This is a genomic window from Azospirillum sp. A29 (assembly GCF_042604625.1).
In the GTDB taxonomy this organism is placed as follows: domain Bacteria; phylum Pseudomonadota; class Alphaproteobacteria; order Azospirillales; family Azospirillaceae; genus Azospirillum; species Azospirillum palustre.
Window position 1 is genome coordinate 297,768 of record NZ_CP170469.1, and the last position, 22,987, is coordinate 320,754.

General features: G+C 68.5%; 23 protein-coding genes. 20 read left to right on the top strand and 3 right to left on the bottom strand.

The window, feature by feature from the left end:
* Positions 1-103: 103 nt before the first annotated feature.
* The 4 genes from ABNQ38_RS35475 to ABNQ38_RS35490 all read left to right on the top strand — a co-directional run bounded on the left by ABNQ38_RS35475 (position 104) and on the right by ABNQ38_RS35490 (position 3,931).
* Positions 104-1,054: an ABC transporter permease gene (locus tag ABNQ38_RS35475; protein ID WP_377811270.1), complete on the top strand. Its 951-nt coding sequence runs from the start codon at positions 104-106 to the stop codon at positions 1,052-1,054.
* Positions 1,051-1,941: an ABC transporter permease gene (locus tag ABNQ38_RS35480; RefSeq protein WP_377811271.1), complete on the top strand. Its 891-nt coding sequence runs from the start codon at positions 1,051-1,053 to the stop codon at positions 1,939-1,941. Before ABNQ38_RS35475 ends, ABNQ38_RS35480 begins: the two co-directional genes overlap by 4 nt.
* Positions 1,941-3,590, top strand: coding sequence for an ABC transporter ATP-binding protein (locus ABNQ38_RS35485; RefSeq protein WP_377811272.1), 1,650 nt, complete (start codon positions 1,941-1,943; stop codon positions 3,588-3,590). The genes ABNQ38_RS35480 and ABNQ38_RS35485 overlap by 1 nt, the downstream gene beginning before the upstream one ends.
* A gap of 137 nt (positions 3,591-3,727) precedes the next feature.
* On the top strand, positions 3,728-3,931 hold the full coding sequence (locus tag ABNQ38_RS35490; RefSeq protein WP_377811273.1) for a hypothetical protein: 204 nt from the start codon (positions 3,728-3,730) through the stop codon (positions 3,929-3,931).
* Between the two features lie 115 nt (positions 3,932-4,046).
* Here the strand turns inward: ABNQ38_RS35490 and ABNQ38_RS35495 are convergent, their stop codons facing one another.
* The 3 genes from ABNQ38_RS35495 to ABNQ38_RS35505 all read right to left on the bottom strand — a co-directional run bounded on the left by ABNQ38_RS35495 (position 4,047) and on the right by ABNQ38_RS35505 (position 7,611).
* The gene (locus tag ABNQ38_RS35495; RefSeq protein WP_377811274.1) at positions 4,047-5,426 is read right to left on the bottom strand and encodes an aspartate aminotransferase family protein; all 1,380 of its coding nucleotides are present in this window, start codon (positions 5,424-5,426) and stop codon (positions 4,047-4,049) included.
* 42 nt (positions 5,427-5,468) lie between these two features.
* Positions 5,469-6,962, bottom strand: coding sequence for an NAD-dependent succinate-semialdehyde dehydrogenase (locus tag ABNQ38_RS35500; protein WP_377811275.1), 1,494 nt, complete (start codon positions 6,960-6,962; stop codon positions 5,469-5,471).
* 142 nt (positions 6,963-7,104) lie between these two features.
* Entirely contained in the window at positions 7,105-7,611 is a 507-nt protein-coding gene (locus tag ABNQ38_RS35505; RefSeq protein WP_377811276.1) for an Lrp/AsnC family transcriptional regulator, read from the bottom strand.
* Between the two features lie 89 nt (positions 7,612-7,700).
* Between ABNQ38_RS35505 and ABNQ38_RS35510 the strand changes: the two genes are divergently transcribed.
* From ABNQ38_RS35510 to ABNQ38_RS35585, 16 genes are all read left to right on the top strand, one after another.
* Positions 7,701-9,086 carry a PLP-dependent aminotransferase family protein gene (locus ABNQ38_RS35510; protein WP_377811277.1) on the top strand — a complete coding sequence of 462 codons (1,386 nt, stop codon included), beginning with the start codon at positions 7,701-7,703 and terminating at the stop codon, positions 9,084-9,086.
* Between the two features lie 122 nt (positions 9,087-9,208).
* Positions 9,209-9,994 carry an ectoine/hydroxyectoine ABC transporter ATP-binding protein EhuA gene (gene ehuA / locus ABNQ38_RS35515; RefSeq protein ID WP_377811278.1) on the top strand — a complete coding sequence of 262 codons (786 nt, stop codon included), beginning with the start codon at positions 9,209-9,211 and terminating at the stop codon, positions 9,992-9,994.
* Between the two features lie 98 nt (positions 9,995-10,092).
* Positions 10,093-10,752 carry an ectoine/hydroxyectoine ABC transporter permease subunit EhuC gene (gene ehuC / locus ABNQ38_RS35520; protein WP_377811279.1) on the top strand — a complete coding sequence of 220 codons (660 nt, stop codon included), beginning with the start codon at positions 10,093-10,095 and terminating at the stop codon, positions 10,750-10,752.
* Positions 10,753-10,763: 11 nt separating this feature from the next.
* Positions 10,764-11,420: an ectoine/hydroxyectoine ABC transporter permease subunit EhuD gene (gene ehuD, locus ABNQ38_RS35525; protein ID WP_377811280.1), complete on the top strand. Its 657-nt coding sequence runs from the start codon at positions 10,764-10,766 to the stop codon at positions 11,418-11,420.
* Between the two features lie 33 nt (positions 11,421-11,453).
* On the top strand, positions 11,454-12,239 hold the full coding sequence (gene eutA / locus ABNQ38_RS35530; RefSeq protein ID WP_377811281.1) for an ectoine utilization protein EutA: 786 nt from the start codon (positions 11,454-11,456) through the stop codon (positions 12,237-12,239).
* Positions 12,230-13,222: a hydroxyectoine utilization dehydratase EutB gene (gene eutB, locus ABNQ38_RS35535; RefSeq protein WP_377811282.1), complete on the top strand. Its 993-nt coding sequence runs from the start codon at positions 12,230-12,232 to the stop codon at positions 13,220-13,222. Before eutA ends, eutB begins: the two co-directional genes overlap by 10 nt.
* Entirely contained in the window at positions 13,210-14,214 is a 1,005-nt protein-coding gene (gene eutC / locus ABNQ38_RS35540; protein ID WP_377811283.1) for an ectoine utilization protein EutC, read from the top strand. Before eutB ends, eutC begins: the two co-directional genes overlap by 13 nt.
* 34 nt (positions 14,215-14,248) lie before the next feature.
* Positions 14,249-15,436: an ectoine hydrolase DoeA gene (gene doeA, locus ABNQ38_RS35545; protein ID WP_377811463.1), complete on the top strand. Its 1,188-nt coding sequence runs from the start codon at positions 14,249-14,251 to the stop codon at positions 15,434-15,436.
* Between the two features lie 2 nt (positions 15,437-15,438).
* Positions 15,439-16,461: a N(2)-acetyl-L-2,4-diaminobutanoate deacetylase DoeB gene (doeB, locus tag ABNQ38_RS35550; protein WP_377811284.1), complete on the top strand. Its 1,023-nt coding sequence runs from the start codon at positions 15,439-15,441 to the stop codon at positions 16,459-16,461.
* A 136-nt stretch (positions 16,462-16,597) separates the two neighbouring features.
* Complete coding sequence (gene ehuB / locus ABNQ38_RS35555; protein WP_377811285.1) at positions 16,598-17,443, top strand: ectoine/hydroxyectoine ABC transporter substrate-binding protein EhuB; 846 nt, start codon at positions 16,598-16,600, stop codon at positions 17,441-17,443.
* Between the two features lie 315 nt (positions 17,444-17,758).
* Positions 17,759-18,706 (top strand): flavin reductase family protein, encoded by a 948-nt coding sequence (locus ABNQ38_RS35560; protein WP_377811286.1) that lies wholly within the window; start codon positions 17,759-17,761, stop codon positions 18,704-18,706.
* A 39-nt stretch (positions 18,707-18,745) separates the two neighbouring features.
* The gene (locus ABNQ38_RS35565) at positions 18,746-20,257 is read left to right on the top strand and encodes an aldehyde dehydrogenase (RefSeq protein WP_377811287.1); all 1,512 of its coding nucleotides are present in this window, start codon (positions 18,746-18,748) and stop codon (positions 20,255-20,257) included.
* Positions 20,258-20,302: 45 nt separating this feature from the next.
* The gene (locus tag ABNQ38_RS35570) at positions 20,303-21,418 is read left to right on the top strand and encodes an LLM class flavin-dependent oxidoreductase (RefSeq protein ID WP_377811288.1); all 1,116 of its coding nucleotides are present in this window, start codon (positions 20,303-20,305) and stop codon (positions 21,416-21,418) included.
* Between the two features lie 2 nt (positions 21,419-21,420).
* Complete coding sequence (locus ABNQ38_RS35575) at positions 21,421-22,248, top strand: alpha/beta fold hydrolase (RefSeq protein WP_377811289.1); 828 nt, start codon at positions 21,421-21,423, stop codon at positions 22,246-22,248.
* Positions 22,241-22,639, top strand: coding sequence for a carboxymuconolactone decarboxylase family protein (locus tag ABNQ38_RS35580; protein WP_174471331.1), 399 nt, complete (start codon positions 22,241-22,243; stop codon positions 22,637-22,639). The genes ABNQ38_RS35575 and ABNQ38_RS35580 overlap by 8 nt, the downstream gene beginning before the upstream one ends.
* Complete coding sequence (locus tag ABNQ38_RS35585; RefSeq protein WP_377811290.1) at positions 22,636-22,950, top strand: NIPSNAP family protein; 315 nt, start codon at positions 22,636-22,638, stop codon at positions 22,948-22,950. The genes ABNQ38_RS35580 and ABNQ38_RS35585 overlap by 4 nt, the downstream gene beginning before the upstream one ends.
* Positions 22,951-22,987: the final 37 nt, after the last annotated feature.

The window sequence follows — 22,987 nt, forward strand, 5'->3', positions numbered from 1 at the left end:
AGTGGGCGGGCGGAACGGGACGGCCGCAGGGCCGGCCGTTCCGGCCCGTCGCGGCCCATTCGGGCAACCCCTCCGGGGGCGCCTCGCCTTGCGGAGGCCAAGCATGACATCACGCGTTCCGTCCCTCATCCTTGGTCGGCTGCTCATCGCACTGGTCACGCTGACGATCGTGTCCTTCGCCGTGTTCTTCGCCACCACCCTGCTGCCCGGCGACACGGCGACCATCCTGCTGGGGCAGGCGGCGACGCCGGAAGCCATCGCCGGCCTGCGCACGGCCATGCATCTGGACGATCCGGCCCTGCTGCGCTTCGTCTACTGGATCGGCGGCCTGTTCCAGGGCGATCTCGGCACCTCCTATGCCAACCATATGCCGGTGGCCACGCTGATCTCCGGCCGGCTCGCCAACACCCTGAAGCTGGCCGGGCTGACCACCCTGGTGTCGGTGCCGCTGGCGCTGACGCTTGGCATCACCGCCGCCATGTGGCGGCGCACGCTCTATGACCGCATCGTCACCATCGCCACCATCGGCGTCATCTCGGTGCCGGAATTCGTGCTGGCGACCCTGGCCGTGCTGGTGTTCGCCGTCTACCTGAAATGGCTGCCGGCCCTGTCCTTCACCTACAATGTCGACAGTTTCTCCGGCCTGCTGCGGGCCTACGCCATGCCGGTCATCACCCTGACCTTCGGGGTGTCGGCGCAGATGATCCGCATGACCAGAGCCGCCGTGATCGAAACGCTGAACACGCCCTATGTCGAGATGGCGCTGCTGAAAGGGGCGTCGCGGCCCCGCATGGTCCTGCGCCACGCCCTGCCCAACGCGCTCGGGCCCATCTCCAACGCGGTGGCGCTGTCGCTCTCCTACCTGCTGGGCGGCGTGATCATCGTCGAGACGATCTTCAACTATCCGGGGATCGCCAAGCTGATGGTCGATGCGGTGTCCACCCGCGACCTGCCGCTGATCCAGTCCTGCGCGATGATCTTCTGCTTCGGGTATCTGATCCTGATCACCACCGCCGACATCGTCGCCATCCTGTCGAACCCGAGGCTCCGATGAAGACACACTCTTCCACTGAACCGAGGGCCTCCACCGGCTCCAGGGCTTCCATCGGCTCGCTGGCGGCATGGTCGGGCTACCGCATCAACCTGGTCGGCCTCGCCGCCTTCTCAGTCGTCCTGTTCTGGGCGCTGGTCGCCCTCTTCGCCCCCTACATCACGCCCCATTCGGTGGGCGAGATGATCGACCTCGACTATTTCGGCCCGATGCGGCCCGGCCTGTGGCTGGGGTCGGACTATCTCGGCCGCGACATGCTGTCCCGCATCATCTACGGCGCCCGCTACACCGTCGGCATCTCGTTGGCCGCGGTGTCCATCGCCTGCTTCACCGGCGTGGTGCTGGGCATGACCTCGGCGGTGCTGCGCGGGCCGGTGGACATGGTGGTCAGCCGCATCCTCGACGCCATGAACTCCATCCCCAGCAAGCTGTTCGGCCTGATGGTGGTCGCGGCGGTGGGCTCGTCCATCCCCGTGCTGATCCTGACCCTGTCGGTCATCTATGTCCCCGGCGCCTACCGCTTCAGCCGGGCGCTGGCGATCAACATCGACACGATGGATTTCATCATGGTCGCCCGCATCCGGGGCGAAAGGCTGCCCTATCTGATCGCATCGGAGATTCTGCCCAATATCATCGGCCCGGTGCTGGCCGACCTTGGCCTGCGCTTCGTCTTCATCGTCCTGCTGCTGTCGGGCCTGTCCTTCCTGGGGCTGGGCGTCCAGCCGCCCTATGCCGACTGGGGGGCGCTGGTGCGCGAGAACATCGGCGGCCTGCCCTTCGCCGCTCCGGCGGTGATCGTGCCGTCGCTGGCCATCGCCACCCTGACCATCAGCGTCAATCTGCTGATCGACAATCTTCCGCAGAAGATCCGGGACCGGAGTGCTTCCTGATGACGAATCTTGTCGAAATCCGCGGCCTGACGGTCGAGGCCACCACCGATTCCGGCCGCTGGATCCAGATCCTGAAGGGCATCGACCTGGACATCGCCGCCGGCGAGACCGTCGCCTTCATCGGCGAAAGCGGCTCCGGCAAGACCACCGCCGCCATGACGCTGCTCGGCTACGCCCGTCCGGGCTGCCGAATTTCCGGCGGAACGGTGAAGGTCGACGGCCATGACATGGTGACGCTGTCGGAAAAGGACCGGGCCGCACTGCGCGGCACCACCGTGGCCTATGTGCCGCAGAGTGCCGCCGCCGCCTTCAACCCGGCCTCGACCGTCATGGAGCAGGTCATCGAGGTGACGCGGATCCATCGCCTGATGCCGCCGGACGAGGCCCGCCGCCGGGCGGTCGCCCTGTTCCGCGCCCTGTCCCTGCCCGATCCCGACAGCATCGGCGACCGGTACCCGCATCAGGTGTCGGGCGGCCAGCTGCAACGGCTGGCGGCGGCGATGGCGCTGATCGGCGATCCCAAGGTGGTGATCTTCGACGAGCCGACGACGGCGCTGGACGTCACCACCCAGGTCGAGGTCCTGCGCGCCTTCAAGGCGGTGACCGCCCAGCACCGGATCGCCTGCGTCTATGTCTCCCACGATCTGGCCGTGGTCGCGCAGATCGCCGACCGCATCATGGTGCTGCGCAACGGCGCGGTGCAGGAAACCGGCAGCGTCCACGACATCCTGACGCGCCCGGCCCACCCCTACACCCAGGAATTGCTGCACGCCTTCCACCCCGACACCGGCGGGCGCGAGGCGCTGCCAGTCGCCGACAGCGGCGCTCCCCTGCTGGAGATCAACACGCTGAGCGCCGGCTACGGTCCGCCGCAGTCGAACGGGCAGCCGCTGGTGCTCGCCGTCAAGGGGGTGAGCCTGCAGGTGAAGCGGGGCACCAACCTCGGCATCATCGGGGAGTCCGGCTGCGGGAAATCGACCTTGGCGCGCGCCATCGCCGGGATCCTGCCGGCCTGCAAGGGCGACATCCAGTTCAACGGCAAGGAGCTGTGGCACAGCGCCCGCCAGCGCAGCCACGACCAGTTGCGCGACCTGCAGATCGTCTTCCAGCACGCCGACACCGCGCTCAACCCGGCCAAGTCCATCGAGGACATCCTCGGCCGTCCGCTGACCTTCTATCACGGCCTGCGCGGCAAGGCCCGCGATGCGCGGGTCGATGCGCTGCTGGACATGGTCCGCCTGCCCCGCGCCCTGCGCCACCGCCGCCCGGCCGAATTGTCGGGCGGCCAGAAGCAGCGGGTGAACTTCGCCCGTGCGCTCGCCGCCGAGCCGAAGCTGATCCTGTGCGACGAGATCACCTCGGCCCTCGACACCGTGGTTGCGGCGGCGGTCATCGACCTGCTGAAGGAACTGCAACGCGAACTTGGCCTGTCCTATGTCTTCATCAGCCACGACCTGTCGGTGATCGAGGCGATCTGCGACGAGATCGTCGTGATGTATCGCGGACAGACGGTGGAGACCATCATCCCCGCCGACCGGCAGCAGCCGCAGCACCCCTATTCGAAACTGCTGTTCTCGTCGGTTCCGAAGCTGGACCCGACCTGGCTCGACACGCTGGACATCGACGCCGACCGGATGCGGGTGGCCTGATCCACCGGTTGAGTGATGATTCCGCGAGCCAACGAACCGGGCTATTTGTGGGTAGGCGGTTCACATACTGCCATATGTTCATGCCTCGTTAAGCGCGGCGGTCCACCCTGCGGCATGATGTCGAGGAGGGCGTCCAAATGACCTGTTCCCAGCAGAGTGTCGCGGTCGGCGGCTTCACGGCGACCATCACCGACCTTGGGGATCGCCGGGAAATCACCGTTGCGCGTGCGGGGCTCGGTCCCTGGGTCTACCAGGAGACCACCCTGGCGAGCCTCTCGGCCTGCGTCGAGCGGTTCACCGGGCAGTCGGTCTCGCGTCAGCACGCCGATCAGCCCTGCTAGGCCGTCTCGACGGCGATGATGCCATGACCGTCCGCCCCTGACGATGGCCGGCCATATCGCGCCAGTCGCCAGGACTGGCGCGAGGGCTGACGGAACCCCGCTCAGAGCTCGGCGTTCAGAGTTCGGCCGCGACCGCCTTCACCGCCTTCGCCGTCGCCGCCACCACAATGTCGGCCTCCTCCCGCGTCAGGCAGAGCGGCGGTGCGAAGCCGAGGATGTCGCCCTGGGGCATGGCGCGGGCGATCACTCCCCGCTCCAGAAGCGCCGCGGACAGGCGCGGCCCGACCTTCGCCTCGGCGGGGAAGAAGCGGCGCTCGTCCCGGTCGGCGACGAACTCCACCGCCGCCAGCATGCCCTCGCCGCGCACCTCACCGACCATCGGATGCCCGCCCAGCGCGTCGGTCAGCGCCGCACGGAAATAGCCTCCGGTCTCGCGCGCGTTGGTCACCAGATCGAGCGTGTCGATCAGCTCCAGATTCGCCACCCCGGCGGCGGCGCAGAGCGGATGCGCCGAATAGGTCCAGCCGTGGCCGATGGGGCCGAGCTGGTCGGAGCCCTGCTCCAGCACCTTCCACACCCGGTCGCCGACGATCACCCCCGACAGCGGCGCATAGGCGGAGGTCAGCCCCTTGGCGATGGTGATGAGGTCCGGCTTGATGCCGTAATGGTCGGACCCGAACATGCTGCCGAGCCGGCCGAACCCGGTCACCACCTCGTCGGCGATCAGCAGGATGTCGTGCTTGTCCAGGACGGCCTGGATCTTCTCCCAATAGCCGGCGGGCGGCGGAACGATGCCGCCGGTGCCCAGCACCGGTTCGCCGATGAAGGCGGCGATGGTCTCCGGCCCTTCCGCCTGGATCAACGCCTCCAGCCGGTCGGCGCAGTGCTGGGAGAACTGCTCCTCGCTCATGCTGCGGTCGGCCCGGCGGAAGTAATAGGGGGCTTCGGTGTGCAGCACCGGCGGGCGCGGCAGGTCGAAGGCCTTGTGGAACAGTTCCAGCCCGGTCAGGCTGCCGGTCATCACCCCCGACCCGTGATAGCCGCGCCAGCGCGAGATGATCTTCTTCTTCTCGGGCCGGCCGAGGATGTTGTTGTAATACCAGACCAGCTTGATGTTGGTTTCGTTCGCGTCCGATCCCGACAGGCCGAAATAGACGCGCGACATCCCGGCGGGCGCCCGGTCGACGATCATCTTGGCCAGCGTGATCGACGGTTCGCTGCCATGCCCGACATAGGCGTGATAATAGGCGAGCTTGCTGGCCTGCTCGGCGATGGCGTCGGCGATCTCGCGGCGGCCATAGCCGACATTGACGCAATAGAGGCCGGCGAAGGCATCCAGGCTGCGCCGGCCGTCACGGTCGGTGATGTAGACGCCGTCGCCGCCGGTGACGACGCGGGTCGGCGTGTCGCCGCGGGCATGCGCCGCCATGTGGGTCGACGGGTGGAAGAAATGGTCGCGGTCCCAGGCGGTCAGCTCGTTGGTCAGGTCGGTCATGGCGTGTTTTCCCAAACAGGAATTTCGGTTCAGGCGGCGGGTTCAGGCGGCATCGAGGCAGACGTATTTCAGTTCGGTGAAGGCCTCCATCCCATGGCGCGAGCCTTCGCGGCCGAGGCCGGATTGCTTGACCCCGCCGAAGGGAACCGGCGCGCCGGTGATCTTCACCCGGTTGACCGCCACCATGCCGTAGTGCAGCGCCCGCGACAGGCGGAGGATCCGGCCGGAGTCACGGGTCACCAGATAGGCGACGAGGCCGTAGTCGGTGTCGTTGGCACGGGCCACCGCTTCCGCCTCGTCATCGAAGGGCAGGATCGCGGCGACCGGGCCGAAGGTCTCCTCGCGCAAGATCAGCGAGTCCGGCGCCACGTCGGCCAGCACAGTCGGACGGTAGAACAGCGGACCGGCGGGATGGACCTCGCCGCCGGTCAGGCAGCGGGCGCCGCGGTCCAGCGCATCGCGGACATGGCGGGCGCATTTGTCGACCGCCCGCCCGTTCATCAGCGGGCCGATCTGCACCTCCGGCTCCAGCCCCGGCCCGACGCGCAACGCGGCACTCCGGGCGGTGAAGGCGGCGCAGAAGCTGTCGTAGAGCGGGCGCTGCACATAGATGCGGTTGGCGGCGAGGCAGTCCTGGCCGGAGGTGGCGAACTTCGCGTCGATGGCGATGTCCACCGCCCGTTGCAGATCGGCGTCGGCGAAGACCAGCAGCGGCGCATGGCCGCCCAGCTCCATCGCCAGCCGCTTCATGGTCGGGGCGCAGCGCGCGGCGATGCGGCTGCCGATTTCGGTGGAGCCGGTGAAGCTCATGGCGCGGACGCGAGCGTCGTCGCACAGCGCGCCGACCAGCGGCTCCGGATCGCCGGTCAGGACGTTGAACACGCCGGCGGGGATGCCCGCCCGCTCCGCCAGTTCGGCCAGTGCCAGCGCCGACAGCGGCGTCTCGGACGACGCATGTGCCACCACGGTGCAGCCGGCGGCCAAAGCCGCCGCCGCCTTGCGCGTCAGCATCGCCGACGGGAAGTTCCACGGCGTCGCCATGCCGACCACACCCAGCGCCTCCCGCCGCAGCAGCATTTCGGCGCCGGGCAAATGGCTGGCGATGCTCTCGACGCTAACCCGCTTGGCTTCCTCCGCGTACCATTCGACGAAGGAGGCGGCGTAGTCGATCTCACCCCGCGCTTCGGCGAGCGGCTTGCCCTGCTCCAAGGTCATCAGGAGGGCCAGATCCTCCCTGGCCGCGGCGATGCGGTCGAACCAGTCGCGCAGGCGGGCGGCGCGGTCCTGCGGCAGCCGGGCGCTCCAGGCCGGGAAGGCGACGGAAGCGGCGGTGACGGCGGCGGTCGCCTGGGCGGCGTCCAGCGCCGCGACCTGGGCGAGGGTCCGCCCGCTGGCCGGGTCGGTCACCGCGAAGGTGGCGCCGTCGGGCGCCGCGGTCCAGCGTCCGCCGACATAGGCGAGTTCACGCAGCAGCCGGCGGTCGCTCAGGCGGCCGACGGCGTCGTGACGGTCCAGGCGGGACAGCTGCGCGGTCATGGACACCTCCGGAATAAAGGGGCGGCGCCGAAGCGCCGGTGTTCCGGAGTCTAGCGGGGGTGCGGTGGAGACTGTGTCCGAACTGGGCCTGTGTGGCGGAGAGTGTCTCTTTCCCGCGGTGGGCAGGAAGAGAAAGTCTCTATCAGGGTGGGACGGAGCCGCCCGGCTCCTCCATCAGCGCCTCCAGCGGCATCGCCGCATCGTCCTTCACCGTCCGCGTGACGATGTAGGTGAAATAGCGGTCGATCCCGGCGTCGCCGTCCAGCAGCCGGTCGATGATCCGCTGATAGGCATCGACGTCGCGCGCCACCACCCGCAGGACATAATCGACCCCGCCGCCGACCGACCAGCAGGAGACGATGCCGGGCTCGGCCTTGACCGCCCGTTCGAAGCGGTCGAAATCCACCTGCCGGTGGCTGCCCAGCGTCACCTCGACCAGCGCCATCGCGAAGGGCGTCACCTGCCGCAGCGCCAGCCGCGCGTGATAGCCGGTGACGATGCCGCCCTCCTCCAGCCGGCGCAGCCGCACCCAGCACGGCGTCGGCGACAGCCCCACCCTGTCGGCCAGAGCCAGCTTGGTGATGCGGCCGTCCCGCTGGATTTCCGAAAGGATGCGCAGGTCGATGGAATCGAGCTTCAGGTCGGGCATGGGGCGGCGTGCCTCTGGAAAATGACGACCCGACGATGTCCGCGCTTTCCGCCATTGTCAAATGTGGTGATTTCCAGCAGAAATGTTGCATGACAAAGTGGCACCCCGATGCATCGGCTTTGAGCAGGCCCGTCTATCTCTCGCTGGCCGATCAGGTGCAGCGGGCGATCACGCAAGGCCAACTGGCGGTCGGCGACCAGCTGCCCACCCACCGGCAGCTTGCCGACGAATTGGGCATTTCCGTCCAGACCGTCAGCCGCGCCTATGAGGAGCTGATCCGGCGCGGTCTGATCAGCGGGGAGACCGGGCGCGGCACCTTCATCCGCGCCGCCCAGACCGAGGTCGACCCGCCCTACATCCCGCAACGCACCGACGAGGTGATCGACCTGTCGATCCTGAAGCCGGTGTGCGAGCCTCTGCATGTGGAGGCGATGCGGGGGGCGCTGGTGGAGCTTGCCGCCAGCCTGCCGCCGGCCGTGGTGCTGTCCTTCCGCCCCAACACCCTGTTCGCCCGCCACCGGGCGACGGCGGTGTCCTGGCTGCGCCGGTGCGGGGTGGAGACGACGGCGGCGAACGTCACCCTGACCAACGGCGCCACCGCCGGCATGACCATCGCCCTGATGGCCGCCGCCCCTCCCGGATCGACCGTGGTGACGGAGGAGGTCGGGCACCATACCCTGCTGCCGCTCGCCTCCTATCTCGGCATCAAGCTGCGCGGCGTCGCCATCGACGAGGACGGGATCCGGCCCGACGCCCTCGATGCCGCCTGCCGCGACGGCACGGCCAAGGCCCTGTTCGTCATGCCGAACCCGATCAACGCCACCGCGACCCACATGGGCGAGGACCGGCGGCGGGAGATCGCGCGCCTGGCCCAACGGCACAATCTCTCCATCGTCGAGAACGATCCGCTCGGGCCCCTGCTGAGCGACCGGCGTCCGCCGCTGGCGGCCCTGGCACCGGAACGGACCCTCTACGTCACCAGCTTCACCAAGACGGTGATGCCGGGCCTGCGCACCGGCTATCTGGTGGTTCCGGACCGGCTGCTCGCCGCCGTCACCAATCGCCATCTGGTGACCAACTGGATCGCGACGCCCATCGTCGCCGAGATCGCCACCCGCTGGGTCGAGAGCGGCTTCGCGATGGAGATGGTGGAGTGGCAACGCAAGGCCCTGCACCGCCGCCACGCGCTGGCCGCCGAGATCCTGAAGGGCATTCCCCATCGCAGCCATGCCGAAGGGCTGCATCTGTGGCTGCCGCTGGGGGAAGGACGGCCGGAGGCGACCTTCGTGTCGCATGCCCGCCATCAGGGGGTGGCGCTGGCGCCGGGCTCGGCCTTTGCCATCGGTCCCGGAACGCGCCCCGACGCGTTGCGCGTCTCCATCGGCTCCACCACCGAGGCGGAGTTGCACGCCGGCCTGCGCGTGATCGTCAATCTGCTGAACAGCGACCCGGAGCCGGTTCTGCTCGCCATGTGACCGTCCCGAGGCTACCTCCTCCGGAATTGTCATGATTTTATTTTCCGGATTGACATGATTTAAGCGGTCCCGCATCGTTTGCGCACATCCACGGTCGCCAACCATTGCAAGGGAAGACCGGTGTGACCGACGCAATCATCGACATCGACCGGGTCACGAAGCGCTACGGCTCGCACACCGTGCTGCAGGACCTGTGTTTTTCAGTCCGGCCGGGTGAGAAGCTGGCGCTGATCGGGCCGTCCGGCTCCGGCAAGACGACGATCCTGCGGACGCTGATGACCCTGGAAACCATCGAAAGCGGCACCATCCGCATCGATGGCGAGCATCTGTTCCAGATGGAGCGCAACGGCAGTCTGGTCCCCGCCGACGAGGCGCACCTGCACCGGATGCGGACCAAGATCGGCATGGTGTTCCAGCTGTTCAACCTGTTCCCGCACAAATGCGTGCTGGACAACGTCACGCTGGCGCCGATGCTGACCAAGGGTGTCAGGAAGGCGGATGCCGAACGCCGGGCGATGGAACTGCTGGACCTCGTCGGCCTCGCCGACAAGGCCCGCGCCATGCCGGCCCAACTGTCCGGCGGCCAGAAGCAGCGGGTGGCCATCGCCCGCGCCCTGGCCTTGCAGCCCAGGATCATGCTGTTCGACGAGGTGACCTCGGCCCTCGACCCCGAACTGGTGGAAGAGGTGCTGAGCGTCATGCGGATGCTGGGGTCGTCCACCGACATGACCATGTTGCTGGTGACCCACGAGATGAGCTTCGCCCATGATTTCGCCGACCGCGTGCTGTTCTTCGACCGCGGCCGCATCGTGGAGGAAGGGCCGCCCGACGTGCTCTTCACCAATCCGACGCACGAGCGGACCCAGGCCTTCTTGAAAAAGATCATCGCTGCCGGACAGCGGATCTAAAAGTTCAGCGCATCTGACAGTTCAGCGCATTCGACGGCTCGGCGCATTCGACTGCGTCCGTTTCCGCTTTTTCCCCGAACGCAGGAGGTCTCGGCTTCATGGCTGATTGGGCCGGCTATCTGGGCTTGATGCTGGACGGCGCGCTGGTGACGGCGAAACTGACCGTGCTCGGCTGCGCGCTGGCCCTGCCGGCCGCCTTCCTCGCCGGGCTGGGCCGGCTGTCGCGCTATTCCACGGTGCGCGCCGTGTCGGTCGCCTATATCGAGTTCTTTCGCGGCACGTCGATCTTCGTCCAGCTGTTCTGGGCCTATTTCGTCCTGCCGCTGATCGGGGTGACGCTGACGCCGTTGCAGGCCGGCGTGCTGGCGCTCGGGCTGAATGTCGGCGCCTATGGCGCCGAGGTGGTGCGGGCGGCGGTGCAGTCCATCGGCCGCGAACAGCACGAGGCCTGCGTCGCCCTGAACCTGACGCGCTGGCAAAGCCTGCGTCACGTGCTGCTGCCGCAGGCGGCGGTGGTGATGGTGCCGACCTTCTGCAACAACGCCATCGAACTGCTGAAGGCGACCTCGGTCGTCTCGCTGATCTCGCTCAGCGACCTCACCTTCCAGGCACAGGTCGTCCGCTCGCAGACCGGCAGCACCGCGCTGCCCTTCCTGACCGTGCTGGTCATCTACTTCGCCTACGCCAGCCTGATCTCGTTCGGCATGAAAGCCCTGGAGCGCCGCATGACCCGCGGCCTCGACGGGCTGCGCACTTAAGGAAACCGGCCATGGAATGGGATTGGGAGTTCGTCCGCGCGATCATGCCGATGCTGCTGGACGGCCTGCGCATCACGCTGCTGGCCACGCTGCTCGGCTCCATCCTGGCCGCCGCCGCCGGGCTGGGCTTCGCCCTGCTGCGCCGCTCGAAAAGCCGGCCGGTGGCGCGCATCACCGGCTTCGTGGTGGAGTTCATCCGCGGCACGCCGCTGCTGGTGCAGCTGTATTTCCTGTTCTACGTGCTGCCGGAGCTGGGCCTGCTGCTGTCGCCGCTGACCGCCGGCGTGGTGGGCCTGGGCCTCCATTACGCCACCTACACGTCGGAGGTCTTCCGCGCCGGCATCGACAACACGCCGCGCGGCCAGTGGGAGGCGGCGAAAGCCTGCAACCTCACGCCCTACCAGACATGGCGCCACATCATCCTGCCGCAGGCGATCCCGCCGATGATCCCGGCGCTGGCGAATTATTTCGTCGCGATGTTCAAGGAAACCCCGCTGCTCTCGGCCATCACCGTGATCGAGCTGATGAGCGAGGCCCGCGGCGTCGCCAACAGCAATTACCGCTATCTGGAGCCGATGACGATGGTCGGCGTCCTGTTCCTGTGCATCAGCCTGATCGCCGTGCCCGCCCTGCACCTGCTGGAACGCCGGTTCCGGCCACCCCGCTGATTGCAGCAAGCCGATCTCTGGAGTTTTCCAGCCATGTCCTCCCTCCCCATCCTGCGCTCGGACACCATGCTGGCCTTCGACGACCGTCCGGTCGAAAAGCGCGTCGGTCTGGTCGTGCTGGCGACCGACCACACGACCGAACCGGACTTCCGCCGCATGGTTGCCAGCGACCGCATCGGCGTCTACACCGCACGCATCGCCTACGCCAACCCGACGACGCCGGACAATCTGCGCCGCATGCAGCCGCGCCTTGCCGAAGGGGCGGCGCTGATCCTGCCCGACGAGCCGCTCGACGCCATTTGCTATTCCTGCACCTCAGCCAGCGTCGTGATGGGCGACGACGCCATCGAGCAGGCCATCGCCTCGGCCAAGCCGGGTGTTCCCGTCATCACCCCGCCCGCCGCCGCCCGCCACGGCCTGCATGCTTTCGGCGCCCGCCGCATCGCCGTGCTGACCCCGTACACCGAACAGACCAGCCGGCCGATGGCCGCCTATTTTGCGGAACACGGGTTCGACATCGCACGCTTCACCTGCTTCGGGCTGGACGACGACCGCGAGATGGCCCGCATCGCACCGGCCAGTCTGGTCCGTGCCGCCGTCGAGGTGATGGCGCCGGACGCCGAGGCGCTGTTCATCTCCTGCACCGCCCTGCGCTCGGCCGTCGTCGCCGCCGAGATCGAAGCCGCAATCGGCCGCCCCGTCGTCACCAGCAACCAAGCCACCGCCTGGGCCACGCTGCGCCTGTGCGGCGACGACCGGCCCCGTCCCGAAGGCGGGCGGCTGATGACCTTGCCGCTGCCGCAGGATGCATGGTCATGAGCGGGCAGGACATCGGCCTGGAGGACGTCTTCCGCGCCCGCGCGCGGCTGGCCGGGCGGATTGTCGCGACGCCGACCGTCGCCTCGCCCAGCCTGACCGCCCGCTGCGGCGCTCCGGTCTTCCTGAAGCTGGAGACCCGCCAGACCACCGGCAGCTTCAAGCTGCGCGGCGCCACCAACGCGCTGTCGGCCTTGCCGCGCGAGGCACTGGCGACGGGGGTCGCTGCGGCCTCCACCGGCAATCATGGCCGGGCGCTCGCCCATGCCGCCGCACAGGCGGGCATCCGCTGCGTCGTCTGCATGTCGGCGCTGGTCCCATCCAACAAAATCGAGGGCATCCGCGCGCTGGGGGCGGAGATCCGCATCGTCGGCCGCTCCCAGGACGACGCGCAGGTCGAGGTCGACCGGCTGGTCCGCGAGGAGCGCTTCGCCACCGTCCCGCCCTTCGACCATGCCGAGGTCATTGCCGGACAGGGCACGCTGGGGCTGGAGATCATCGAGGCGGTGCCCGACGCCGAGCTGCTGCTGGTGCCGCTGTCGGGCGGCGGCCTGATCGGCGGCGTGGCGCTGGCGGCCAAGGCCCTGCGGCCACGCCTGCGGGTGATCGGCGTGTCGATGGAACGCGGCGCCGCGATGCATGCCAGCCTGAAGGCCGGACGCCCGGTCCAGGTCGAGGAACTGGAGACGCTGGCGGATTCGCTCGGCGGCGGCATCGGGCTCGACAACCGCCACACCCACCGCCTTGCCGCCAGTCTGCTCGACGACGTGATCCTGCTGACCGAGACGGAGATCGCCGCCGGCATCGAACATGCCTATTCCGCCGAGCAGGAAATCGTCGAAGGCGCCGGCGCCGTCGGCATCGCAGCATTGCTCGCCGGCAAGGCGACGCCGCGCGGCCCGGCAATCGCGCTGCTGTCCGGACGCAACATCGCCATGGACCTGCACCGCCGCATCATCACCGGAGGCCTGCCATGCCCCGCATGACCATCCTGACCGAGGCGGAGCTGCGGCGGATCGTTCCGCTCGACCGCGATGCCGTCGCCTGCGTCGAGGACGCCTTCCTGGCGCTGGCCACCCGCCCGGTGGCGATGCCGCCGATCCTGCGGCTCGACATCCCGGAATTCGCCGGCGGCAGCGGGGGCGAGGTCGACGTCAAGACCGCCTATGTCCCCGGCCTCGACGGCTTCGCCATCAAGATCAGCCCCGGCTTCTTCGGCAACCCGGCGCTCGGCCTGCCCAGCGTCAACGGGCTGATGGTGCTGCTGAGCAGCCGGACCGGTCTGGTCGAAGCCCTGCTTCTCGACAACGGCTATCTGACCGACGTGCGGACTGCGGCGGCGGGGGCGGTCGCCGCCAGGCATCTGTCGCGTCCCGACAGCGCCGTCGCCGCCGTCTTCGGCGCCGGGGTGCAGGCGGCGTTGCAGCTGGAGGCTCTGACCCTGGTCCGCCCGATCCGCGAGGCTCGCATCTGGGCGCGCCAGCCCGAGCGCGCCGCCGCCATCGCCGCTCGCCTGTCGGAACGGCTGGGCTTCCCCGTGCATGCCACGACGGAGAGCAGGGCGGCGGTCGTCGGCGCCGACATCGTCGTCACCACCACCCCGACCGACCGGCCGATCCTGATGGCGGACTGGCTCGAACCCGGCCAGCACGTCACCGCCATGGGGTCGGACGCCGAGCACAAGAACGAACTCGATCCCGCCATCCTGTCCCTTGCCGACCTCTATGTCGCCGACCGCCTGACGCAGACCCGCCGGCTGGGCGAACTGCACCACGCGATTGCCGCCGGCGCGGTCGCCGCCGACCGGGAGTTTCCCGAACTGGGCGCCGTCATCGCCGGGCAGGCTGCAGGCCGCCCGTCCACCGATGCCATCACCGTCTGCGACCTCACCGGAACCGGGGTGCAGGACACCGCCATCGCCACGCTGGCGCGCGGCCGGGCCCTGGCGGCCGGTGCCGGCACCGTCTTCGACGCCTGAACATCCCTCCTCTTACGAGAGAGACCCCGACATGCTGGAACCGACGCTGAACTTCAGCCGGGCCGAATATGCCGCCCGGCTCGACAAGACCCGTGCCGCCATGGACAAGGCCGGCATCGAGCTGCTGATCGTCACCGATCCGTCGAACATGGCCTGGCTGACCGGCTATGACGGCTGGTCCTTCTACGTCCACCAATGCGTGATCGTGCCGCCGCACGGCGAGCCGATCTGGTACGGACGCGGACAGGACGCAAACGGCGCCAAGCGCACCGCCTATCTGGCCCATGACAGCATCGTCGGCTATCCCGACCATTACGTGCAGTCGACCGAGCGCCATCCGATGGATCTGCTGTCGACGATCCTGGCGGATCGCGGCTGGGGCAATCTCGCCATCGGCGTCGAGATGGACAATTACTGGTTCACCGCCGCCGCCTTCCAGTCGCTGACCACCCACCTGCCCAACGCCCGCTTCAAGAACGCGACGGCGCTGGTCAACTGGCAGCGCGCGGTGAAGAGCCCGCAGGAACTCGACTACATGCGCAAGGCCGCCCGCATCGTCGAGGCGATGCACGCCCGCATCGTCGAGCGCGTCGAGCCGGGCATGCGCAAATGCGACCTCGTGGCCGAGATCTACGACGCCGGCATCCGGGGCATCGGGGGGGCGGACGGCTTCGGCGGCGACTATCCGGCCATCGTCCCGCTTCTGCCGTCGGGCGCCGACGCCTCGGCCCCGCACCTGACCTGGGACGACCGGCCGATGAAGCTGGGCGAGGGCACCTTCTTCGAGATCGCCGGCTGCTACAAACGCTATCACTGCCCGCTGTCGCGCACCGTCTTCCTCGGCACGCCGACCCAGGCCTTCCTCGATGCCGAGAAGGCGACGCTGGAGGGAATGGAGGCCGGGCTTGCCGCCGCCAGGCCGGGCAACAGTTGCGAGGACATCGCCAACGCCTTCTTCGCCGTGCTGAAGCGCTACGGCATCACCAAGGACAACCGCACCGGCTACCCCATCGGCCTCAGTTATCCGCCGGACTGGGGCGAGCGCACCATGAGCCTGCGCCCCGGCGACCGCACCGAACTGAAGCCCGGAATGACCTTCCACTTCATGACCGGCCTTTGGCTGGAGGATATGGGGCTGGAGATCACCGAGAGCATCGCCATCACCGACACCGGCGTCGAATGCCTGGCCAATGTGCCGCGCAAGCTGTTCGTGAAGTCCTGACCATGGCGCCCGTTGCACTTGCCCCCTCACCCATAACCCCGACGGTCGATTTCGACCGCGACGGCGTGCAGCACGGCTTCCTGCGCCTGCCCTACAGCCGCGACGATTCCGCCTGGGGGTCTGTGATGATCCCGGTCACCGTGGTGCGTAACGGCAGCGGGCCGACCGCCCTGCTGACCGGCGCCAACCATGGCGACGAGTATGAGGGCGCCGTCGCCCTGTTCGACCTCGCCCAGACCCTCACCGCCGACCGGGTCGCCGGCCGCGTCATCATCGTCCCGGCGATGAACTACCCGGCCTTCCAGGCGGGAACCCGAACCTCGCCCATCGACAAGGGCAACCTGAACCGCAGCTTTCCCGGCCGCCCCGATGGCACGGTGACGCAGAAGATCGCCGATTACTTCGCCCGCGAACTCCTGCCGCTGGCCGATCTGGTGATGGACATCCATTCCGGCGGCCGGACGCTGGACTTCGTGCCCTTCGCCGCCGCCCACATCCTGCCCGACAAGGACCAGGAGGCGCGCTGCTTCGCTGCCGTGGCCGCCTTCGCCGCGCCCTACTCCATGCGCATGCTGGAGATCGACGCGGTCGGCATGTACGACACGGCGGCGGAGGAGCTGGGCAAGACCTTCGTCACCACCGAACTCGGCGGCGGCGGCACCGGGCGGGCGGAGACCATCGCCATCGCCAAGCGCGGCGTCCGCAACGTCCTGCGCCACGCCGGGATCCTCAAGGATGGTCAGGCGGCGGATGGCCAACCGGTGGAAGCGAGCCGCTGGCTCGACATGCCGTCTGCCGACTGTTTCCGCTTCGCCGAGGACAGTGGGCTGATCGAGGCCTGCGTCGATCTCGGCCAACCGGTGCGGGCGGGCGACCTGCTCGCCCGCATCCACCCCATCGGCCGCACGGGGCTGGCGCCGGCCGAATACCGGGCGGCGCTGGACGGCATCCTGGCGGCCCGGCATTTCCCCGGCCTGGTGAAGGCCGGCGACTGCATCGCGGTGGTCGGAACGGTCGAGAGCTGACCGCCGCCTGTTGAAACCCGCCTCGGCAGAAGGCGGGCGTGTGAAGAACGGTATCGACACCGACCGGACAGGGGCCGGCGCGCCGACAGGAGCGCCGGCCGGGCAATCACCGAATCACGAAAAAGGGACGGCCGATATGAAACAGGACAAGATCGCCAAAGGCTTCGGCATCGCCGCTACGCTCCTCACGCTTGCCGCGCCGGCCTTCGCCGCCGACACGCTGGAGACGTTGCGCGAACAGGGCTTCGCCCGCATCGGCATCGCCAACGAACCGCCCTACACCGCCGTCAAGCCGGACGGCACCGTGTCGGGTGCCGCCCCCGACGTCGCCCGCGCGGTGATGAAGAAGCTGGGGGTCAACGACGTCGTCGCCTCGATCTCCGAATATGGCGCGATGATCCCCGGCTTGCAGGCCCGCCGCTTCGACGCCGTCACCGCCGGCCTGTTCATGAAGCCGGAGCGCTGTAAGGCCGTCGCCTATTCCGAACCGATCCTCTGCGATGCCGAATCCTTCGCTTTGAAGAAGGGCAACCCGCTGAAGCTGACCTCCTACGAGGACATCGCCAAGAACCCGAACGCCAAAATCGGCGCTCCCGGCGGCGGCACCGAGGAGAAGCTGGCGTTGCAGGCCGGCGTGCCGCGCGACCGCGTGATCGTGGTGCCGGACCCGCAGAGCGGCATGAAGATGCTGCAGGACGGCCGCATCGACGTCTATTCGCTGCCGGTCCTGTCGATCCACGATCTGGTCGGCAAGGCCAACGACCCGAACATCGAGGTGGTCGCCCCGGTCAAGGGGGCCCCGGTCTATTGCGACGGCGCCGCCTTCCGCAAGCAGGACACCGCGCTGCGCGACGCCTTCGACAAGGTGCTGGCCGAGATGAAGGCGTCCGGCGAGTTCGCCAAGATCATCGAGCCCTACGGCTTTTCCGCCGAGGCTGCGAAGCAGACCTCCCGCGAGAAGCTCTGCGCCGCGTCCAACTGATCGGGCCGGGCAAGCAGCGGCGCATGGATTAAAGTCTGACGTTGGCTTGAGCTGGGGCAGGGCAGGAAATCTGCCTCGCCCCAGCTGCATTTCCATCTGCCGATAGTTCCTGTCCGCCAGCGACGGCGCCGCCGCGGCAGGACCCGTTCCTTGGAATCGATGGGACAAAATGTCGCACATTCCTCTGTAGAGGAGGAAGATGGCGGTCTCCGCCCGGCGTAGCCTCGTCTTCGTTATGGAAGGGAGGCAGACGTGACATTCTCTTCGAATGAACCATCGCCCATCAATCAAAGAGACCTTCGAAACGCCTTCGGCATGTTCCCGACCGGGGTTACGGTCGTCACCGTGCTCGACGAAGACGGAAATCCCCGCGGGATAACGGCGAATTCCTTTACGTCCGTATCGCTCGATCCGCCGCTGGTCCTTGTCTGCATCGGAAACCGATCCTTCAGCTTTCCGATCTTTTGCAGCACACCGTCCTTCGCCGTGAATCTGCTGCACGCGGGACAGGCCGATGTCTCCAGCCTTTTCGCCTCCCGTTCGCCCGAGAAATTCCAGTCGACCGCCTTCGGCCCGAAACACACCGGCGCGCCGGTCCTGACCGATTGCCTCACTTGGTTCGATTGCACGGTGCACGACCGCGTGATGGCCGGCGACCATCTGGTTCTCATCGGCCGCGTGCAGGCCTTCGGCCCAAGCGAGACTTCCGGCGGGACTGCAGGCCGGGCAGCTCCGCTCGGCTTCTGCCGGGGCAGGTACGCGACGGTGCGCGAAGCGCAGGACGCCGGTGCCGAGGCGCCGCACGGCATGCAGGTCGGCTATCTCGTCGAAGCGGACGACGGCATCCTGCTGCAATCCGACGGAGCGGGCGGCTGGCGCCTGCCGGGCGGCCGCAGCCGCAAGGCCGAACGGGCGCTGCCGCTGGCGGACGGGAGCACGCTGCCGCTGCGGCCGGACGACAGCTTCCTCTATTCGGTCTTCGACGTGGCCGGGCAGGACGCCGGCTGTCTGGTCTATCGCACCCGCCTCGCCGCCGATGCGGCCACCATGACCCTGCCGCCGGGCCTCCGCTTCTTCGCGCTCGACGCCCTGCCCTTCGAGGCCATGCCGACACGCGAGACCCGGGCGATGCTGCGCCGCTACGTCCGGGAACGGCAAGCAGACCGCTTCGGCATCTACATCGACTCAAGCGACGGCGGACGGCTGGTGATGGTCGACGGCCGCCCCTCCCCCTGGCCCGGTGCTTTCGCCGAAAACGGCTGATCTCCCCCGCCGCCCCTTCACAAGAAATACGAGACCGCGATGCACACCACCTGCAGGTCGCTCGAAGGCACCCGCCGCGCCCTCTATATCGGCGGACGGTTCGTCGAACCGAAAAGCGGCCGCTACATCCCGAGCTACGACCCCACCACCGCCGAGCCCTGGTACGAGCTGGCCGACGCCGGTGCCGAGGATGTCGATGCCGCCGTCGCCGCGGCGCGGGCTGCCTTCGCCGATCCGGCTTGGCGGCGGATGACCCAGAGCGACCGCGGCAAGCTGGTGCGCCGCCTGGCCGAGCTGATCCTCGCCAACGCCGAGGAGCTGGCGTTGATGGAGACCCGCGACAACGGCAAGCTGATCAAGGAGATGCGCGCCCAGATGCGCGCCATCCCCGACAGCTATGTCTATTTCGCCGGAATGGCCGACAAGCTCCAGGGCGACACCATCCCGGTGAACAAGCTGGACATGCTGAACTTCAACCTGCGCGAACCGCTGGGCGTCGTCGGCATGATCACGCCGTGGAACTCGCCGCTGATGCTGCTGACCGGCACGCTGGCGCCCTGCCTTGCCATCGGCAATACGGTGGTGATCAAGCCGTCGGAACACGCCACCGCCTCCACCCTGGCGCTGGCCGAGCTGGTCACCGAGGCCGGTTTCCCGGACGGCGTCGTCAATGTGGTGACCGGCGGCGGCGCCACCGCCGGAGAGGCACTGACCCGCCACCCCGGCATCGCCAAGATCGTCTTCACCGGCAGCACCCAGACCGGCAGCCGCATCGCCGCCACCGCCGCCGCCAACCTCGTGCCCTGCCAGATGGAGCTGGGCGGCAAGTCGCCCCACGTGGTGTTCGGCGACGTCGACATCGAGCGGGCGGTGAACGGCGTGGTCGCCGGGGTCTTCGCCGCAGCCGGGCAGACCTGCGTCGCCGGGTCGCGCTGCTTCGTCGAGGCCGCCATTTACGACCGCTTCGTCGAGGCGCTGGTCGCCCGCACCGGGCGCATCACCGTCAACCACCCGATGGAGGAGACCACCGACATCGGCCCGCTCGCCCTGTCGGCACAGCTCGCCAAGGTGGAGGACTATGTCGCCTCGGGCCAGCGCGACGGCGCCCGGCTGGCCGCCGGCGGACGGCGGCCCCAGGCGGCGGGGCTGGAGAAGGGCTGGTACTTCGAGCCGACGGTGCTGGCCGACGCGCGCAACGACATGGGCTTCATGCAGGACGAGATCTTCGGCCCGGTCGTCGGCGTGGTGCCCTTCGCCTCGGAGGACGAGATGATCGCCATGGCGAACGACACCCGCTACGGCCTCGCGTCGGGCATCTGGACCAGCGACATCGACCGCGCCATGCGCTTCGCCACCCGGATCGACGCCGGCACCGTCTGGATCAACACCTACCGCGCCGCCGCCTACATGTCGTCGAACGGCGGCTTCAAGCAGAGCGGCTACGGCCGGCGCGGCGGCTTCGACGTGATGCGCGAGTTCTCGCGGTCGAAGAACGTCGTCATCGATTATTCCGGCGCCATGCAGGACCCCTTCGTCATCCGGCTGCGCTGATCCGCCCCGACCGGGCTTCTCCTCCCCCGAGAAAAGGACAAGGACATGAAGTTCGCCGTCGCGCTTTCCATGGAGCGCTTCTCACCCGACACGCCGATGAGCGACGTGACCGGCACCATGCTGGAACTGGTGAAGATGGCCGACCAGGGCGGTTTCGAGACCCTGTGGACCGCCGAGCACCACACCATCGAGTGCACGATCTCCCCCAACCCCTTCACCATCCTGACCTGGCTCGGCCAGCACACCGAGCGCATCCGGCTCGGCACCGCCACCATCGTCGCCCCCTACTGGAGCCCGATCCGGCTGGCCGGCGAGGCGGCGCTGTGCGACCACCTGACCGGCGGCCGGCTGGAGTTCGGCATCGCCCGCGGCGCCTACCAGTACGAGTTCGACCGCATGGCCGGCGGCATGCCCCAGCAGGAGGGCGTCGCCTACATGAAGGAGCTGGTGCCGGCGGTGCAGAAGCTGTGGGCCGGCGACTACGCCCATGACGGCCATTACTGGAAGTTCCCGCTGGCGACCTCGGTGCCCAAGCCGTTGCAGGCGCCGCACCCGCGCATCTGGGTGGCGGCCCGCGACCCCGGCACCTTCGACTGGGCCGTCGGCATCGGCGCCAGCATCCTGTCGACGCCGCTGGCCGCCCCGGCGGCCGAGATCGCCGTGCTGGGCGAAAAGTTCCGCAAGGCGGTGGCCGACCATCCGGAGGTGCCGCGCCCGCGCTTCATGATGCAGCGCCGCACATGCTGCTACGAGCGGCCGGAGGAGGCCGAGCTGGCGGTGCGGCACAGCATCGACTACGGCCGCAGTTTCGAGAATCTGTTCCAGAACATCGGGACGGTGACCAACGGCTTCCCGACCGCGGTGTCGTACGAAAGCGTCGCCGGCCGCGACAACTACAAGCCGGAGAACGTCCTGAAGAACCTGATGTTCGGCACGCCGGACGAGGTGATCGAAAAGCTGCTGGACTACGAGGCCGCGGGCGTCGACCAGTTCTCGCTCGGCCTGTCCTTCAACCTGCCGGTCGAACTCCAGCGCAAGACGCTCGACCTTTTCACCCGCGAGGTGCTGCCGGTCTTCGCCGAACGCGAACGCGACCGCCGGTTCGAGGAGGAGCGCCGCCTTGCCGCGGCAGAGCCGCGCCTGGCCACGGCGGGGCGCTGACCATGGCCGATTCCCGTCACTTCACGGTCGGGCCGGTGACGCTGAACTACCGGCTCGACGGCCGGGGGCCGGAGCCGCTGGTCTGCATCCATGGCGTCGGCTCCTATCTGGAGGCCTGGAGCGGTGTGGTGGAGCGGCTCGCCGACCGCTTCACCATCCTGACCTTCGACCTGCGCGGCCATGGCGGCTCCACCAGGATCAAGGGCCGCTACGAGATCGACGATTTCGTCGGCGAGACGCTGGCGCTGGCCGATCATGTCGGGTTCGGCCGCTTCAACCTGGCGGGATTCTCGCTGGGCGGGCTGATCGCCCAGCGCCTGACCCTGACCCATCCGGAGCGCGTCAAGCGGCTGGTGCTGCTGTCCACCGTCGCCGGCCGCAATCCGGAGGAGCGCCGGCGGGTGCTGGACCGTCTGGCGGCCTTGCAGGCCGGACAGCCGGGCTCGCACTACGACGCCTCGCTGTCGCGCTGGCTGACCGAGGACTTCCAGGAGCGGAACCCGGAGCTGATCCGGGGCCTGCGCGAACGCAACGCCGGGAACGATCCCGACTGCTACGCCGCCGCCTACCGCGTCCTGGCGGAAACCGATTTCGGCGGCTTCCTCGACCAGATCCGCTGCCCGACCCTGATCGCCACCGGGGAGGAGGACATCGGCTCCAACCCGCGCATGGCGCAGACCATGCACGACAGCATCCCCGGTTCGGCTCTGCACATCCTGCCGGGCCTGCGCCATTCGATCCTGATCGAGGCGCCGGACGCGGTGGCGGGGCTGATGGGGCGTTTCCTGACGTCCACCGAGCAGCCGAAGGAGGGCGCAAGCCATGGATGAACCCCTGCAACGGGCGGGCGAACGCGTCCGGCGCGACGTGCTCGGCGACGCCTATGTCGACCGCGCGATGGCGGCGGCCGACGATTTCTCCCGGCCCTTCCAGCAGATGGTCAACGAATATTGCTGGGGGCAGTGCTGGGCCGACGACGCGCTCGACCGCCGCCAGCGCAGCCTGCTCAACCTCGGCATGATCGCGGCGCTGGGCCGCATGCACGAGTTCGAGCTGCACCTGCGCGGCGCCATCCGCAACGGCCTGTCCGATGCCGAGTTGCAGGCGGCGCTGATCCAGATCGCGGTCTATTGCGGCATTCCCGCCGGGGTCGAGTGCTTCCGCATCGCCCGCAAAATCCGCCAGGAGATCGCCGGGGACGGCACGGGAGGCACGCCATGATCGTCGAGGAACGCATCTACCGCATCCGTTCTGGCAAGCTGCGCGAGTATCTGGCGCTGGTGCAGACCGAAGGGCTGGCGATCCAGCAACCGATCCTCGGCAATCTGATCGGTTACTTCGTCAGCGAGATCGGCCCGCTCAACCATGTCGTCCACATGTGGGGCTATGCCGATTTCGAGGACCGCACCGCCCGCCGCCAGCAGCTTTCCGAGGATCCGCGCTGGCAGGCCTTCATCCCGAAGCTGGCGGCGCTGATCGAGACGGCGGAAAACCGCATCCTGCTGCCGACCGCCTTCTCACCCCTGAAGTGACGAACCGGCAGCGTCACGCTCCGTTTCGCAGGAACGA